The following is a 13,252-nucleotide window of genomic DNA, read 5'->3' as shown; positions in this document are numbered from 1 at the left end:
TTAAATAGTTAACTGTCCTTCTTCTCCTATTTCTGCTTGCTTACCTGTAAGTGCGCCAACTCCCATTTTGAATAAAGTGACGAGTTTATTATGTTTAGGTTCCCAATAATGTGCTTCCTTAGGTTCGAATTGAATGGCGGTAAGATTAGGATCTTCTATGCCTTCAAACCAAAGATCGTCACTCTTTCCATAAAGTTCTTTTAGTATCGCGTGATCTTTTGTTATCTTCGCTTCTCCATATAATATCATAAAACTCATAGTACTTGGCTTTGAATACATGAGCTGAATGTTGTGGTCTTTTAAAATATCCTTATTGTGTTGGCTATCTTTTCCACTTAAAAACCAAATGGTTCCATTTTGATCGACTTTTTTCGTACTCATTGGAATAGCTGAAAATGGTTTATGCCCTAAATTAGTAGCCATCATTGTAAAATCAATGGCTTCTGCTAATGCTTTTATTTTTTCTTTTGCTTCCTTGTGGTATAAATTATTTGTGCTCATATTTTTGAATTTTATCAAAGTTATGAATCACTGTGAGTTAGCCTTATCTCAAATACCTGATATATTAGCCTTATTAAATAGTTTTCGTTAAATGTTTACTAAAATGATAACTGTGACGGTTTTTAAGAATCAAAAACGGTAGATGCTCATTTTGAGGTTTAAGTTTCAACTGACTTTTTAAGCGCTTTGTTTAATACATATTTATCTGAATACACTTTTGTGAAATGGGCTCCAAAATAAAGAATGAGACTAGAATAAGACACCCAAAGCATGATAAGAATGATGGAACCAGCTGCGCCATAAGTTGACCCTGGCTGCATGGTGTTAAAATAAATACCTAATAAATATTTTCCTATAACAAACAATACAGAAGTTAAGGCAGCACCTGCTCGAACGGATTTCCATGAAAGCGTTTTGGTTGGAAGGTATTTAAACATTGCAGCAAATAATAAATAAATAAAGCCCAAGGAAATAATAATATCAAAGATATAGATGAAATCGATTAAATTATCTCGGAAGGAAGCGGTGCAGTCTTTTGCTGAATGTGTTTAATAATGAGGTTAATACAAAACTAATCAATAATAAAAAACCAATGATTAAGATAAATCCGAAACTTTTCAATCTACTATAGATTACAACAAGAATTTCATTGGTTTGCGTTTGCTTAGACTCCCAAATACGATCAAACGCCGTCTGCAATTGAAAGAAAACACCTGTAGAACCATAAATAAGCGTTCCTATACCTACTACAGTGGCAAAAACTGATGTTTTTTCATTGCCTTGGTCTACTAACATCATCCTTATCGACTCGGCAGTTTCTCTCCCTATCGCCCTAGAAATCTCGCCTAATATTTCCCCTTGTACGATATCTCGACCCCATATAGCTCCAACAATATTGAAAATGATAATCATTAAAGCCGGTAGCGATAATATCGCATAATAAGCAATAATGGCACTGAATTGAAAGGGATTGCTGCTATACCATGATTTCGCTGCTTCTGATATAAGTGCCAAGGCATTTTTTACTTTCAACACTTGATTATCGTATTTGTCATAGCGTATATACTTTAATAATGTAAACCAATTATTTTACAACTTCACCTGAAGCTCTGTACTCTACATCCATATTTTTACCCTTTCGTTTAAACTCTACATCGTAGAACAGTCCTTTACTCGCCGAATCCACTTTTTCAATCTCTGTAATCTTTTCGTTACCATAATTAGATTTAATGGCCGTTCGAATAGGCTCCGGTAAATCCTTTTTATCAATATTTGTTTCAGTTTCTATCCATTCTCCCTCCGGAGAGAAATCTGCACGATATTTTACGCCATCAATCTTAAAATGAGACTCGTAATTTCCATTTGAGTCTATCTCCCAATCTGGATCATTTTCTCCTGGATATTTCGCTTGAAAGGCTTCTTGAACCTCCTTTGGTGTTTGACTTTTAACGGTGTTTTGACAGCCCAAAAAAGCCATTATAAAAGTCATTAACGCTAGGATATGATTCTTTTTCATGATACTGATTTTTAATTTACTATTGTGTGTTCATTACAAAGTTAAAAACTGAAAACTAAACTTTTAACAAAGTTATCTTAAAATGGGAATCGAAATACCGCATAAAACGCATTTGAGTTAATATTATATAGTGTTTGCGGCAATTTAATAGCTAATGTTATCATAAAACACACTGTAAAAATGGAATATTTAAGATAATTTTGCATCAATTAATAGAACACATATGTACAAAACGATACTTTTAATTTTAATGGTGTTTTTTACCTGCAGCTTTACTGGACAGGCACAGGAAAAATCAATTAATCAAATCCAACAACTCATAGAGACTTACAAAAAAGACCCCGGAGGGCCTTACCACCGTATTAAGTGGTTTTGTAAAGACGGAACAGAACGGGAACCAAAAGATCCCTGTCCTGATAATATAGGGGGTGGTATTCAGCATGCCAGTTTTAAAACATCTGCTCTTGATTTAAGGAGAACCAATCATTTGTTTTTTGGTGAAATTCTTGCCGATGCTAATAAATCTGATTTTTTAAATAAAAACGAAAACTACAGCCGATTAAAGCAATACCAATTAGGCAAGTATCTTGCCAGTGTTGATGATGGTTGGGTTTTAAGGAAGGCACAATTTTATAGAGGCGCCTTACAAAGTGAAGATGAAGAAGCTTGGGGAAAAGACTTTTTTGAATGGTTACTTAAAGACGAGCAATTTATCTATGCTAACTACTATTTTATTCGCCAGGCCCTAAAAGATATTCCTCACAATGGTGATGATAATATTGCGCAGTTGATGCGTAGTCAAAGTAAGACTATTTCTGAAGATATGAGTAAATTCATGGATATTCGTATTAAAATCCATGGTCAACCTGAAATAACAGATATCAATCCGGTAAAAGATTTTATAGTTGAAAACAAAATCCCTACTGATTTAAAGGATGACTTCGATGATTTAATTGAGACCATGAGGAAGTACTACGCGCCTATTGATTTTGTTATTTTAGAAAAAGAAATGCAACGCTTACCGGCGTCCAATACGACAACAAAAAAATTCAAACCTTTATTAAAGATAATAAAATGAAGCCATCGGCCTCTGCATTTGTCTCTAATATTGCGAATATTTTGGTTGAAATACGTCAGAATATAAACACTTATACCAGCAGCAAACATAGGCTGTTACTCCTTGATCTTTCAAATCAACTGGAACATACGTTGTTAACAGAGACTCAAAAGTGGGAAACGACGACCCTAGCTCAAAACTTAGACAAAATTAATAGTCTAACGTGCGCGGCCATGGGTACTGGTTTAATTGAACCTTGGGAATACCATGCCATTGAAAGTGACATTTCTAATAAAATTGCTGAAGAACAATTAAGCATTGCGCAATTAAATGAATTACTGACCATTAGCAGAAGCGTCGTAGAATGGAGTGCTTCTATGGTAAAAGCAAATTATCAGGAAGCTGTAGATAATTATACCACTTTTGAACCCTTAGCCTATGGCTTTATTGACGATCGCGTTCGCAGCAGCATTGCTTTGAGTTTGGGAGAGACGGTTAGCACACTGGGTGCATTTGTTGCTAAAACATCAAATATTAATAACGCAGTCATGACTATTGAAAGCCAAAGTGCTATTCGCGGATTAAATCCTGGATACGCTTATGGTGAATTGGTTGTGGTTGACGGAAATCCGGATGCGGTTGAAGTTAATACTAATAAGATTTATATTTTTGAAAAACCACCTTCAGACTTAAAACCAGTTGCTGGTATTATGACGGTCTCTGAGGGCAATTTAGTCTCTCATGTTCAGTTATTGGCAAGAAATTTAGGCATTCCTAATGCCGCTTTGTCTTATGACAATTTAAAAGCATTGAAGAAACATTCGGCAAAAATGTATTTTATGCGGTCTCTAATAAAGGGAATGTGATTTTAAAAGCTGAAGATGACATGTCTTCTGAAGAAAAAGAATTATTCAGCAAAAAGGAACGCAGTAAAAATGTTATTGCGGTGCCGGTAAATCAAATCAGGTTAGATCTCTGTGATGTGATTAACATGAGAGCTGTCGATGCGACAGATTCCGGTAAATTATGTGGCCCAAAAGCAGCGAATCTTGGTGAGTTGAAAAAATTATTCCCGGATCAAGTGGTAGAAGGTTTAATCATTCCGTTTGGAATTTTCAGATCACACATGAGTCAAAACATGCCAAATACAGGAAAAACCTATTGGGAATACTTAAATGATACGTTTGACAAAGCTAAAATATTAGCCGATCGTGGTGAAAGTGAAGCGGAAGTTGAAGCCTTTCAATTAGAAGCTCTTGATAAGTTACATAAGGCCATAATCGAGATGCCTCTGTCTACGGCATTTCATATTGATTTAAGGCAACAATTTAAGACCGTCTTTGGGCGTGCTATTGGTGAGGTCCCTGTGTTTTTACGTAGTGATACCAATATGGAGGATTTAAAAGAGTTTACAGGTGCAGGTCTTAATCTTACTCTCTTCAACATTAAAGATGAAGATGAAATTATTAGGGGCATTAAACGGGTTTGGGCTTCGGCGTATACGGAACGTAGTTTTAAATGGCGCCAAAAATACTTAAGCAATCCGGAAAACGTGTTTCCTTCTATTTTAATCATTCCAAGTGTGGATGTAGATTACTCTGGTGTCATGATCACAAAAGGCATTAATTCGGAAATGACGATGATTTAACTGTTGCGTTTAGCCGTGGCGCTGGTGGTGCTGTAGATGGTCAAAGTGCAGAAACCGGATTAATTACACCTCAATCAAGTGTGTTGTTAGCCCCAGCCGGACAGTCAGATTATATCAGATTACCGGAAACGGGTGGTACCAAAAAGTACATCACCACTTTTGACAGCCCCATCTTAAATGAGCAAAATATCGCAGACATTAGAACATTGGCGGCAAAAATAAGAACGACCATCTCTAAAGATTCTGAGAATGAAAATCAAGCCTATGATGTAGAGTTTGGTTTTAAAGATAATAAGCTGTGGTTGTTTCAAATTCGACCGTTTGTAGAGAACAAGCAAGCAAAAAGTTCAGAGTATTTAGCCTCGATTTCTCCAAAAATTGAAACCGAAAAAATGATTAACCTTTCAGAAAAAATATAATTATGAAAAAAGCATTCTATATAACCATGGGATTGTGTATTGCACTCTCTTTTGGTTTTATTTCTTACCCTATAGATGGTTACGAGCGTACCGGAATTAAACGTTTGTATCAATTACAAAAAATGCAAATAGACAGTGTACCCTACACACGTATCCCATTTGGGGCCTATAAAAAACTTGCAGATCTCAAGTTAAATTTAACGTCTAGAGATGAAGATAGTATTAACGACTTATTAATTTCAGATCCGGATTTTCAAAAACGTATAAACCGCTTAATCCCCAGTGGTGCTTATTCAGTGTCTGTTTTAGACATGACAAACCCGAACGCCCTAAAATACGCAGGACATCGAGAGAATGTGGGTTACCAACCGGGAAGTGTTGGTAAACTCGCCGTTTTAAATGCGGTATTTACACAAATGGCAAAGGTTTGTCCGGATTCTTGGGAGGACCGCATTATGTATTTGAAGGACATTAAAGTATCTGCCCGTTATTGGGGCACTGGAGATCACCATACGATTCCAATTTACGATATTGAAAAAGACAAGTTGATAAAAAGACAAGTGGTTGCCAGTGATAAATTTTCATTATTTGAATGGTTGGATCATATGGTTTCAGTGAGTAATAATGGTGCTGCGAGTGTGATGTATCGCGAAGCCATGTTAATGGCTGCATTTGGTTCAGACTATGTGAACTTAACAGAAGAACAAGGAGAAAACTATTTTAAAGAAACCCCTAGAGACTCACTAACTAATTTAGCTAATACGGTGGTTAACCAACCCCTAAGAGATTTGGGTATTTCTGAAGACGATTGGAGACTTGGCGGATTCTTTACGCGCCCAGCTGGGAAATATGTTGGAAGAAAAGGCGGTAGTATTGGTACTCCAAAAGGATTGATGAAATGGCTAGTAAAGTTGGAGCAAGGTAAAGTGATTGATGAAAATTCAAGCTTGGAAATGAAGCGTTTGATGTATTCTACAGACCGACGAATTCGTTATGCGAGATCACGCCGCTTAGACAGTGCTGCCGTATATTTCAAATCGGGAAGTTACTACAAATGTGATCGTGTTAAGAATCCAGGTTGTAGAGATTATGCTGGAAACGTGTTTAATTATATGAACTCAGTAATTATTGTAGAGCACCCTAATGGTACAAAATATATTGTTTGTCTGATGACCAATGTATTAAATAAAAATTCAGCTGGTGCGCATATGTATTTAGCCAGTAAAATAGACGATCTCATTACTGATGACCATGAAAAGCCGAGAAGAAAAATTAGATGAGAATTATAAAGACACAGAAGACCAAGACGGTGGTGATAATTAACGCCTAACATCTGTTAAACTTTCAATAGTATCATGAGCAAAGAACTTAACTTCTTTGTTCATGTGCTTTTTTAAAGGCGTAATTAAGGTTAAAAAACTCTTATCGTCCAATACTTTTATTAAATGTAAAAGCTCTAATTTAATACGCTTACCACGCTTTCTAAGTAGTCTTGAGATATAGACTTTCTCAGGAAGCGTTTTTATTTTCAATATATCTGAATGCAAATCGTCTTCTTCCATGATTGCATATTCAACTAATGGTAATACTTTTGTTTTGAGTTGACTTTTTAGTAAGTTATCTAAAAATTCTAAGGCATTCACTTTAGCCTCTTTGATGTCACTTAATAAACCGGAATAACTCACCTTAATATCTGCTTCATCGTAAATTAGACTCAATAATTTAAAAATAATTTTTAGGCTTGTTTCTAATTGTTCTTCCAGGACATCAATTAAGCTTTCTCTTGCTATGAGTAATTCTATATCATTGTCGTTTTTAGGCTCAAGAGAGGTGTTTTTTATATCGTTCTGTATAGAAAATATAGCATCAATAGTGTCCTTGTAATATTCACTCTCTTTTATAATTTCACGTTTTAATACACGTTTATTAAAAAACAAATTCTCATTTCTTGCTTTTAGCCTTAACAGCGACCGCGAAACTTGTAACCTAATAATCACATCATTACTCCGCAATAGTCTCAGTAAGACTTGAACGGCATTTTGAGTGCCAAAGGACTGTATGACTTTAGGCAGGTGTTCCTTTACATTGTCTCGAAGTATTTCTGATTTATCATAAGCTAAAATGGTTTTTGTTATACTTGAGCCATAATTTTTAAGGGCTTTAATCGTCGTTTTTCTAAACTCCTTTTCAGCTAAATATTCTAACAAATCTTCAATAAAACGTTCGCTAGCTGTGATACCTGCTGCTTTAATTGCATGCTTTGCAATGTAAGGATCTCTATTATTTAAGTGAACTGTTATAAATGTATAATGCTTTTGAATACGTGAATAAGCAATAGTAATTAACAACTCTGCCACGGCCTCTTTTCTACTAAACCCTTCGGGCGTATTTAAGGCACGTACCCGCTCATCAATTCTTTTATTAAGGCTATATTTTTCACTCAGCTTTGTGTTCTGTTCTGCTTCTTTAGCTAAACACAATAGTGCGGCATTGGAAATATAATCGTTTTCATGATTTAAATATTTATCGAAAAAATGATTCGCATTATTGTTCGAATGGTGAATAATATAGTCTAATGCCGTGTACACTAACCCATCATCCTTTTCATGAACTAAAGCTTCTACTTTTTCAATGGCAGTACCCTTATCGTATTTAAACAATTGCTTAATCGCCTCAGCTTTCACCTGGTGTGAAGGATGTTCCAGTAAATTAATAATACTCGACTGTAAAGCTAAAATTTTATAATCGCTTAATTGTTCTAACAAGCTTAAAATGTCTTCAGGCTTTTCAGCATTTAATATGCGTCTCGCGGCAACAATTGTGGTTTCATAGCGTTTTTTGTCATTTGTGCCTTCATCATTTGAAAGTAGGGTACGCTGAATATTGGTCCTAAAGGAATTAAAATATGCCTCTCTCAACCTGTAGATTAAAACAATCCATATAAATACGAAAAGAATGACAATTACGGTAATATAGGAGGTGCTTAAATTTAATTTTTTAATTAAAAATATCAACATAAAACCAGCAATCCCGGTGGCGACACTATCTACGGCAACATCAATAAAGGATTTTGCCTGATTTTTTATATTGTATGGGATGGGCATGATAGACAATTCTACAGCCGCTTTATTTAGAGATTGCTTAAAACTACCATCGATCCCTTTTATAATCACCAAAACCCATAATTCGGGAACGTTAAAAATAACAAGCACCCCAAGGCAATACCCAATGGCAATACCAGTAATGTTGTAGATACCCCAAAACGACTTAAAAATCTATTGGTCATAAAAAGCTGTAAGGCTAAAGCAATAACATTAAATGTGGAAAACCAAAAACCAAAAAAGGAGGCCAATTCATTGGTGTCTTGAATGGCTTTGTTTGCAAAATCACTAAATTGAAAATCTACTAATTTAGCGACAATCACACTTATTCCTGTTATAAGCGCTAAATACGTTAAATGTTTAGACTTAGAAATTAATTGTAATGAAGAAACTTGAGCATTGGAATCATTATATTTTCGTTGTTTTCTTATAAAAACATTCATTTTACGAATACGTAATTTCCATATTTTTCTAAGTATTGGAATACAAGAAAGGATAAGTACTGCCGCGATAAACATCGCTGCTTTATTCCCGTAAGATGACACTACAATACTGGTAAGATACCCACCAAATATACCTCCTGCTATCGCTCCTGCACCTATAAAGCCAAATAACCTTTTGGCTTCACGGGCATTAAACACCATATTAGCCAAAATCCAAAACTGCGACGTCGCTATAACAGCAAACAAAGACACTCCCAAATAATACAGATAAAGTACCCAATTACTTAAGACATTAAAATAAAGCACGGCACTTAAAGCTAAAAAGCCTAAACTAAAAAAAACTAAGGAGGTGTTGGTTACCTTGAGGAGTGAAAACTCCCTAATCGCTTTATTATAAAGAAAGGCCGTTAACACAGCCACTAAAGCAACTAGTAAATAGCCGTAAGGTAGCTGCTCTGCTCCTAGTCTATTTAGAAACAAAGCGTTAACTATGGGTTTGACAATAAGTAATACAGATATAATTATAAAAATATATAACTGCATTAAAAAAGAGATGTATATTTCACCATCTCTTAGTCCAAATGTTTTATTTATAATGTTTTTTAACAAGTTTTAATGTTCTGCTATTTTTTTAATGCTCTCGATTTTTTTAATACTTTTTCTATAGGTACTATTAAATTTCTAGTAATTTGCTCTCCTAAATTATCATCTATTAAAGCGACAATAATGTAGCGCCTTTCAAGCCCCCATACTAAGGCAGAGTCTGCATGAAAATTTTTCCAAGATCCTGACTTTCTATAAATAGTAGCTTTTGGAGCTACTTTGTCTAGCGTATTTACAAATTTATGATGTAATGCAGGATCTTTCATTATTTCTAACATTTCTTTAGATCTTTCATCGCTAATTAAATTCCCCAAAGCCAATTGGTAGTAAAAACTACACACTTGCTTTGTGGTAGCCGCATGACTTAAACCTTTCATAGGTTCAGGATATCTTCTTCCTCCAGCCGCATATCGTTTTCCAACCCATAAGCCACCGCCAACTTCTTCATCGTACAATTTATTTGCTGGGGCTCTTAGCACTTCTTCTATCTTCTCGTAACCAACACGATCAATCATTCTAGTAGACGCTGCATTATTAGATTTACTTATCATTAAGCGCATGTCTTGTCTCACTTCTTTAGTATCCTTTAGCTCTCCTTTATCTATGGCGTCCATTGCTGCAAGTAATATGGCTATTTTAGGTAAGCTAGCAGCATACATCATATGTTCGTCGTTAAGCCCTGCGTATTTAACATCTTGCAAGTTACTTAAATCTACAATTCCAATAGACATTTTTTTGTTCGCAATCAATTTTCTAAACTGTGAGTTAGAATTTATCTGATTCTCGAGGAGTGTTTGCAATCCTTTGTTTTGCAGTTCCGCCAAAGGATCGATTTCCATTTTCGTCGCAATCGGCAGGCTTTGTTGTCCAAAACCGATGAAAACCAAAAGCAATAATACAACTGTTAATTTTAATTTGGGTGTGTTGTTCATATAATTATTTGTTTTACTGATTTGACTTAATATATCATTAATTTTCCGCAAATGTAAATCAATATCTATAAATTAATGTTAATTTATAGTAAATTTAAATACACTTAAGTCATTGATTTTCAAAAGTCAAATCCATTTAATTTATTGTATTTCCATAAATATCCAACTCTACAATTTCTTTTCCGAATTTCTTTATTTCTTCAAATTGAGTGTCTTTATCACCCACTACTACATAAATCATACCCTTTTCATCTAAAAACATATTTATCGCATTCTTATAATCGTCTAAAGACATGGCTATTAACTCTTTTTGGTTGTCCTCCATAAACGATGTAGGCAAATTGTATTTGCTGATATTCTGAAGCATCCGTAATTGTGCCCCTAAACTTTCATAGGCTCTAGTATTCCCTTTTAAAATTTTATTTTTTGTTAATTCAACGTCCTTATCTGAAAACGCTTCAGCATAATTAGTAACCATATTTTGAATGATTTCCAAGGATTTTAAAGTGGCATTGGCTCTCACGCTGGTTCGAATTGTAAAAGGTGCTATTGTCTTACTCTCACTAATCTCAGAATACGCTCCATAAGTATACCCTTTCTCTATTCTTAACGTTTGAAAGAGTTTCCCACTAGAGCCACCGCCTAAAATCTCATTGGCAAAGTTTAACTTATTGGCAAAATCATGAGTTCTGTTTAATGCTAATTTTCCTATTTGAATAACCGATTGTTTCGCCCCAGGGAAATCAATAAAATATAGCAGATTTGCTTTTGGGTTTTCCGGAACTTGAAATTCAGGAATGGTAGCGGCTTCCGCGGACCAATTCTCTAGAGACCCTAAAACCTCTTTTGCCTTATTTTTCGAAATGGCTCCCGCAATATGAAATTTTGCCTGTTGAGGCGATAAGTTTTGGTAGTATTTCCGGAGGTCTTTCAGTGTGATATCTTTTGTAGTCTCCTGTGTTCCTGAGCTGGGAATAGATAAAATATGTTCCTCACCATATAACAACTTGTTATATACCATAGAAGCTATAACATTAGGATTCGCTTCTCTTCCTTTGATATTTGTGGCTTGTGCTTGTTTAAGTCTATCAAACTCCTTCTCATCCCAACGAGGTTCCAAAATAATTTCGTTTACCAAGGTCATGGTTTCTTTAAAATTCTTAGCTAAACAAGACCCTGTAATATGAAAATCTTCGTTTGTAGAGTATGTATATATATTTGCTCCTAACAAACCAATAGCCTCTTCTAATCCAGCCGGTGTTTTATTAGCAGTCCCTTCCATCATCATATCACTAAGTAGATTAGCCACACCAGATTTATCTTTAGGATCGAGTAAATGTCCCCCTGGAATGGTTAGATCGAATTGTATTAAAGGCACCTCGTTATTTTCAATACCATATATTTCCAATCCATTGTTTAATGAACTGGTCCAAACTATTGGAGATTTAAATAGTGGTAATTGACCAAATTCAGGCTCGCTTCTATCATATTTGGAAGGTGTTTTTTTGTATACGGCCTCCGCGCCTTGACTTACCTCTTCATTGGCAACCTCTTGTTTTACTTCTTCAAGCCATACCTTAGCTTCATTCGCTTCGGCTACGGCCAAATTTAGTTGGCCTTGAGGGACCACGCTGGTCATGACATAATTTTTATCTTTAATATATTTGTTGTAGACTATCATGATATCTTGAGTGGTGACAGCCTCCATGAGTTTAGCGGTTTGGGTAATATAGCTTGGATCGCCTTTAAACTCATTATCCTCTACTAGTTGAAAGGCTTTATTTAAAACCGTACTCATATCACGATATAAATTGGTCTCCAATTCTGCTTTAATTCGTTTTAAATCTTTTTCATTAACACCCTCTGATTCAAAACGATTTAACCCCTTATCTATAGCCGCTTTTACGGTATCAAGATCTATGCTATCATTGGCTCGTACCACAAAAACAAATTCGCCAGCCAGCTCACTACTATATTGATAGGAACTTACATTTGGTGCTAATTTTTCTTCTTCAACAATAACTTTATACAATGGGGCGTTTTTACTTTCGCTTAACAACTGTCCTAGTATTTGAAGGGCATATTTGTCTTTATTATAGTTTTCAACGGTTGGGTAAGTCATCCGTAACTCCGGGAGTTTTGCAAAGCCATCTTCAAAGTATAACGATTTTGTTTCGCTTAAAGCCACTGGCATTGGCGGCATTTCTTCTACTTGTGGTCCGCGAGGAATTTCACCAAACCATTTCTTGACTAATTTTTTTGTTTCTTCAATGTCTATATCGCCAGCTATCACCAATGATGCATTACTAGCACCATAATATTTAGCATAAAAAGACTTGACATCTTCAACCGTTGCTGCCTGTAAGTCCGGCAACGCACCAATAACCGTCCAATTATAGGGATGTCCTTCTCGATATAGGTATTGTCTCTTAATTTCTTCTGTATACCCGTAAGCTGCATTATCGACACGTTGTCGTTTTTCGTTTTTAACCACCTGCTTTTCACGCTCTAAAGCGGCTTTTGTAACTGTATTAATCATATATCCAAAACGATCTGAATCTATCCAAAGTATTTTTTCGAAAGCATCTTTAGGCACCACTTCATAATATACGGTATAGTCATTAGATGTGCCTCCATTACGGCTGCCTCCCCATTCTGGAATCATCTTTCTATTCGCGCCTACAGGAACATTTTCACTATCGTTAAAACTCATGTGCTCAAAAAAATGAGCAAAACCTGTCTTCCCTAGGGTTTCTCTATTTGAGCCCACATGCATCATCGTGGCAACTGCTACAATAGGGTCACTATGATCTTCATGCAGTATAACCTCTAGTCCGTTTTCTAAGGTGAATTTCGTATAGTTTATTTTGAAGTCATTTTCTGTTGTTTCATGAGACTTAGAAGCACATGAAGCTATAAGTAAAAGACAAATTATCATCGATGATTTTAACAAACGCATAAGGTATATTGCTTAAAATTGAACTTTAAAGGTAATTATTAAAATGAAATTGTTTTCTATTTCTTAACAGTTT

13 protein-coding genes are annotated in these 13,252 nt (G+C 35.3%); 5 read left to right on the top strand and 8 right to left on the bottom strand.

What is annotated here, in order from left to right; translation table 11 throughout:
- The 4 genes from N7U66_RS01425 to N7U66_RS01410 all read right to left on the bottom strand — a co-directional run bounded on the left by N7U66_RS01425 (window position 1) and on the right by N7U66_RS01410 (window position 2,017).
- Window positions 1-501: a pyridoxamine 5'-phosphate oxidase family protein gene (locus N7U66_RS01425; RefSeq protein WP_267677007.1), complete on the bottom strand. Its 501-nt coding sequence runs from the start codon at window positions 499-501 to the stop codon at window positions 1-3.
- A gap of 158 nt (window positions 502-659) precedes the next feature.
- Window positions 660-938, bottom strand: a complete 279-nt coding sequence (locus N7U66_RS01420) for a YihY/virulence factor BrkB family protein (protein ID WP_267677006.1) — start codon at window positions 936-938, stop codon at window positions 660-662.
- Window positions 939-1,008: 70 nt separating this feature from the next.
- Window positions 1,009-1,536 carry a YihY/virulence factor BrkB family protein gene (locus N7U66_RS01415; protein WP_267677005.1) on the bottom strand — a complete coding sequence of 176 codons (528 nt, stop codon included), beginning with the start codon at window positions 1,534-1,536 and terminating at the stop codon, window positions 1,009-1,011.
- A gap of 49 nt (window positions 1,537-1,585) precedes the next feature.
- Window positions 1,586-2,017: a PepSY-like domain-containing protein gene (locus tag N7U66_RS01410; protein WP_267677004.1), complete on the bottom strand. Its 432-nt coding sequence runs from the start codon at window positions 2,015-2,017 to the stop codon at window positions 1,586-1,588.
- Window positions 2,018-2,240: 223 nt separating this feature from the next.
- Between N7U66_RS01410 and N7U66_RS01405 the strand changes: the two genes are divergently transcribed.
- From N7U66_RS01405 to N7U66_RS01385, 5 genes are all read left to right on the top strand, one after another.
- The gene (locus tag N7U66_RS01405) at window positions 2,241-3,095 is read left to right on the top strand and encodes a hypothetical protein (RefSeq protein WP_267677003.1); all 855 of its coding nucleotides are present in this window, start codon (window positions 2,241-2,243) and stop codon (window positions 3,093-3,095) included.
- Entirely contained in the window at window positions 3,092-3,940 is an 849-nt protein-coding gene (locus N7U66_RS01400; protein WP_267677002.1) for a hypothetical protein, read from the top strand. Before N7U66_RS01405 ends, N7U66_RS01400 begins: the two co-directional genes overlap by 4 nt.
- Window positions 3,937-4,722, top strand: a complete 786-nt coding sequence (locus tag N7U66_RS01395; RefSeq protein WP_267677001.1) for a PEP/pyruvate-binding domain-containing protein — start codon at window positions 3,937-3,939, stop codon at window positions 4,720-4,722. Before N7U66_RS01400 ends, N7U66_RS01395 begins: the two co-directional genes overlap by 4 nt.
- 80 nt (window positions 4,723-4,802) lie before the next feature.
- On the top strand, window positions 4,803-5,141 hold the full coding sequence (locus N7U66_RS01390) for a PEP/pyruvate-binding domain-containing protein (RefSeq protein ID WP_267677000.1): 339 nt from the start codon (window positions 4,803-4,805) through the stop codon (window positions 5,139-5,141).
- Between the two features lie 2 nt (window positions 5,142-5,143).
- Window positions 5,144-6,421, top strand: a complete 1,278-nt coding sequence (locus N7U66_RS01385) for a serine hydrolase (protein WP_267676999.1) — start codon at window positions 5,144-5,146, stop codon at window positions 6,419-6,421.
- 39 nt (window positions 6,422-6,460) lie between these two features.
- Here the strand turns inward: N7U66_RS01385 and N7U66_RS01380 are convergent, their stop codons facing one another.
- The 4 genes from N7U66_RS01380 to N7U66_RS01365 all read right to left on the bottom strand — a co-directional run bounded on the left by N7U66_RS01380 (window position 6,461) and on the right by N7U66_RS01365 (window position 13,158).
- Window positions 6,461-8,317 (bottom strand): hypothetical protein, encoded by a 1,857-nt coding sequence (locus N7U66_RS01380; RefSeq protein ID WP_267676998.1) that lies wholly within the window; start codon window positions 8,315-8,317, stop codon window positions 6,461-6,463.
- Window positions 8,311-9,294: an NTP/NDP exchange transporter gene (locus N7U66_RS01375; RefSeq protein WP_267676997.1), complete on the bottom strand. Its 984-nt coding sequence runs from the start codon at window positions 9,292-9,294 to the stop codon at window positions 8,311-8,313. Before N7U66_RS01375 ends, N7U66_RS01380 begins: the two co-directional genes overlap by 7 nt.
- Window positions 9,295-9,308: 14 nt before the next feature.
- Entirely contained in the window at window positions 9,309-10,220 is a 912-nt protein-coding gene (locus tag N7U66_RS01370; RefSeq protein ID WP_267676996.1) for a serine hydrolase, read from the bottom strand.
- 136 nt (window positions 10,221-10,356) lie between these two features.
- Window positions 10,357-13,158 (bottom strand): M16 family metallopeptidase, encoded by a 2,802-nt coding sequence (locus N7U66_RS01365; RefSeq protein ID WP_267676995.1) that lies wholly within the window; start codon window positions 13,156-13,158, stop codon window positions 10,357-10,359.
- Window positions 13,159-13,252: the final 94 nt, after the last annotated feature.

Origin of the sequence: Lacinutrix neustonica, from assembly GCF_026625145.1 — a bacterium.
Taxonomy (GTDB): Bacteria; Bacteroidota; Bacteroidia; order Flavobacteriales; family Flavobacteriaceae; genus Lacinutrix; species Lacinutrix neustonica.
This window is presented reverse-complemented; position numbering and strand designations above follow the sequence as displayed.

Bases quoted from the DNA above. Each gene is read 5' to 3' on its own strand.
- N7U66_RS01425 (WP_267677007.1), bottom strand. From the start codon at position 501: ATGAGCACAAATAATTTATACCACAAGGAAGCAAAAGAAAAAATAAAA.
- N7U66_RS01420 (WP_267677006.1), bottom strand. From the start codon at position 938: ATGTTTAAATACCTTCCAACCAAAACGCTTTCATGGAAATCCGTTCGA.
- N7U66_RS01410 (WP_267677004.1), bottom strand. From the start codon at position 2,017: ATGAAAAAGAATCATATCCTAGCGTTAATGACTTTTATAATGGCTTTT.
- N7U66_RS01405 (WP_267677003.1), top strand. From the start codon at position 2,241: ATGTACAAAACGATACTTTTAATTTTAATGGTGTTTTTTACCTGCAGC.
- N7U66_RS01400 (WP_267677002.1), top strand. From the start codon at position 3,092: ATGAAGCCATCGGCCTCTGCATTTGTCTCTAATATTGCGAATATTTTG.
- N7U66_RS01385 (WP_267676999.1), top strand. From the start codon at position 5,144: ATGAAAAAAGCATTCTATATAACCATGGGATTGTGTATTGCACTCTCT.
- N7U66_RS01370 (WP_267676996.1), bottom strand. From the start codon at position 10,220: ATGAACAACACACCCAAATTAAAATTAACAGTTGTATTATTGCTTTTG.
- N7U66_RS01365 (WP_267676995.1), bottom strand. From the start codon at position 13,158: ATGATAATTTGTCTTTTACTTATAGCTTCATGTGCTTCTAAGTCTCAT.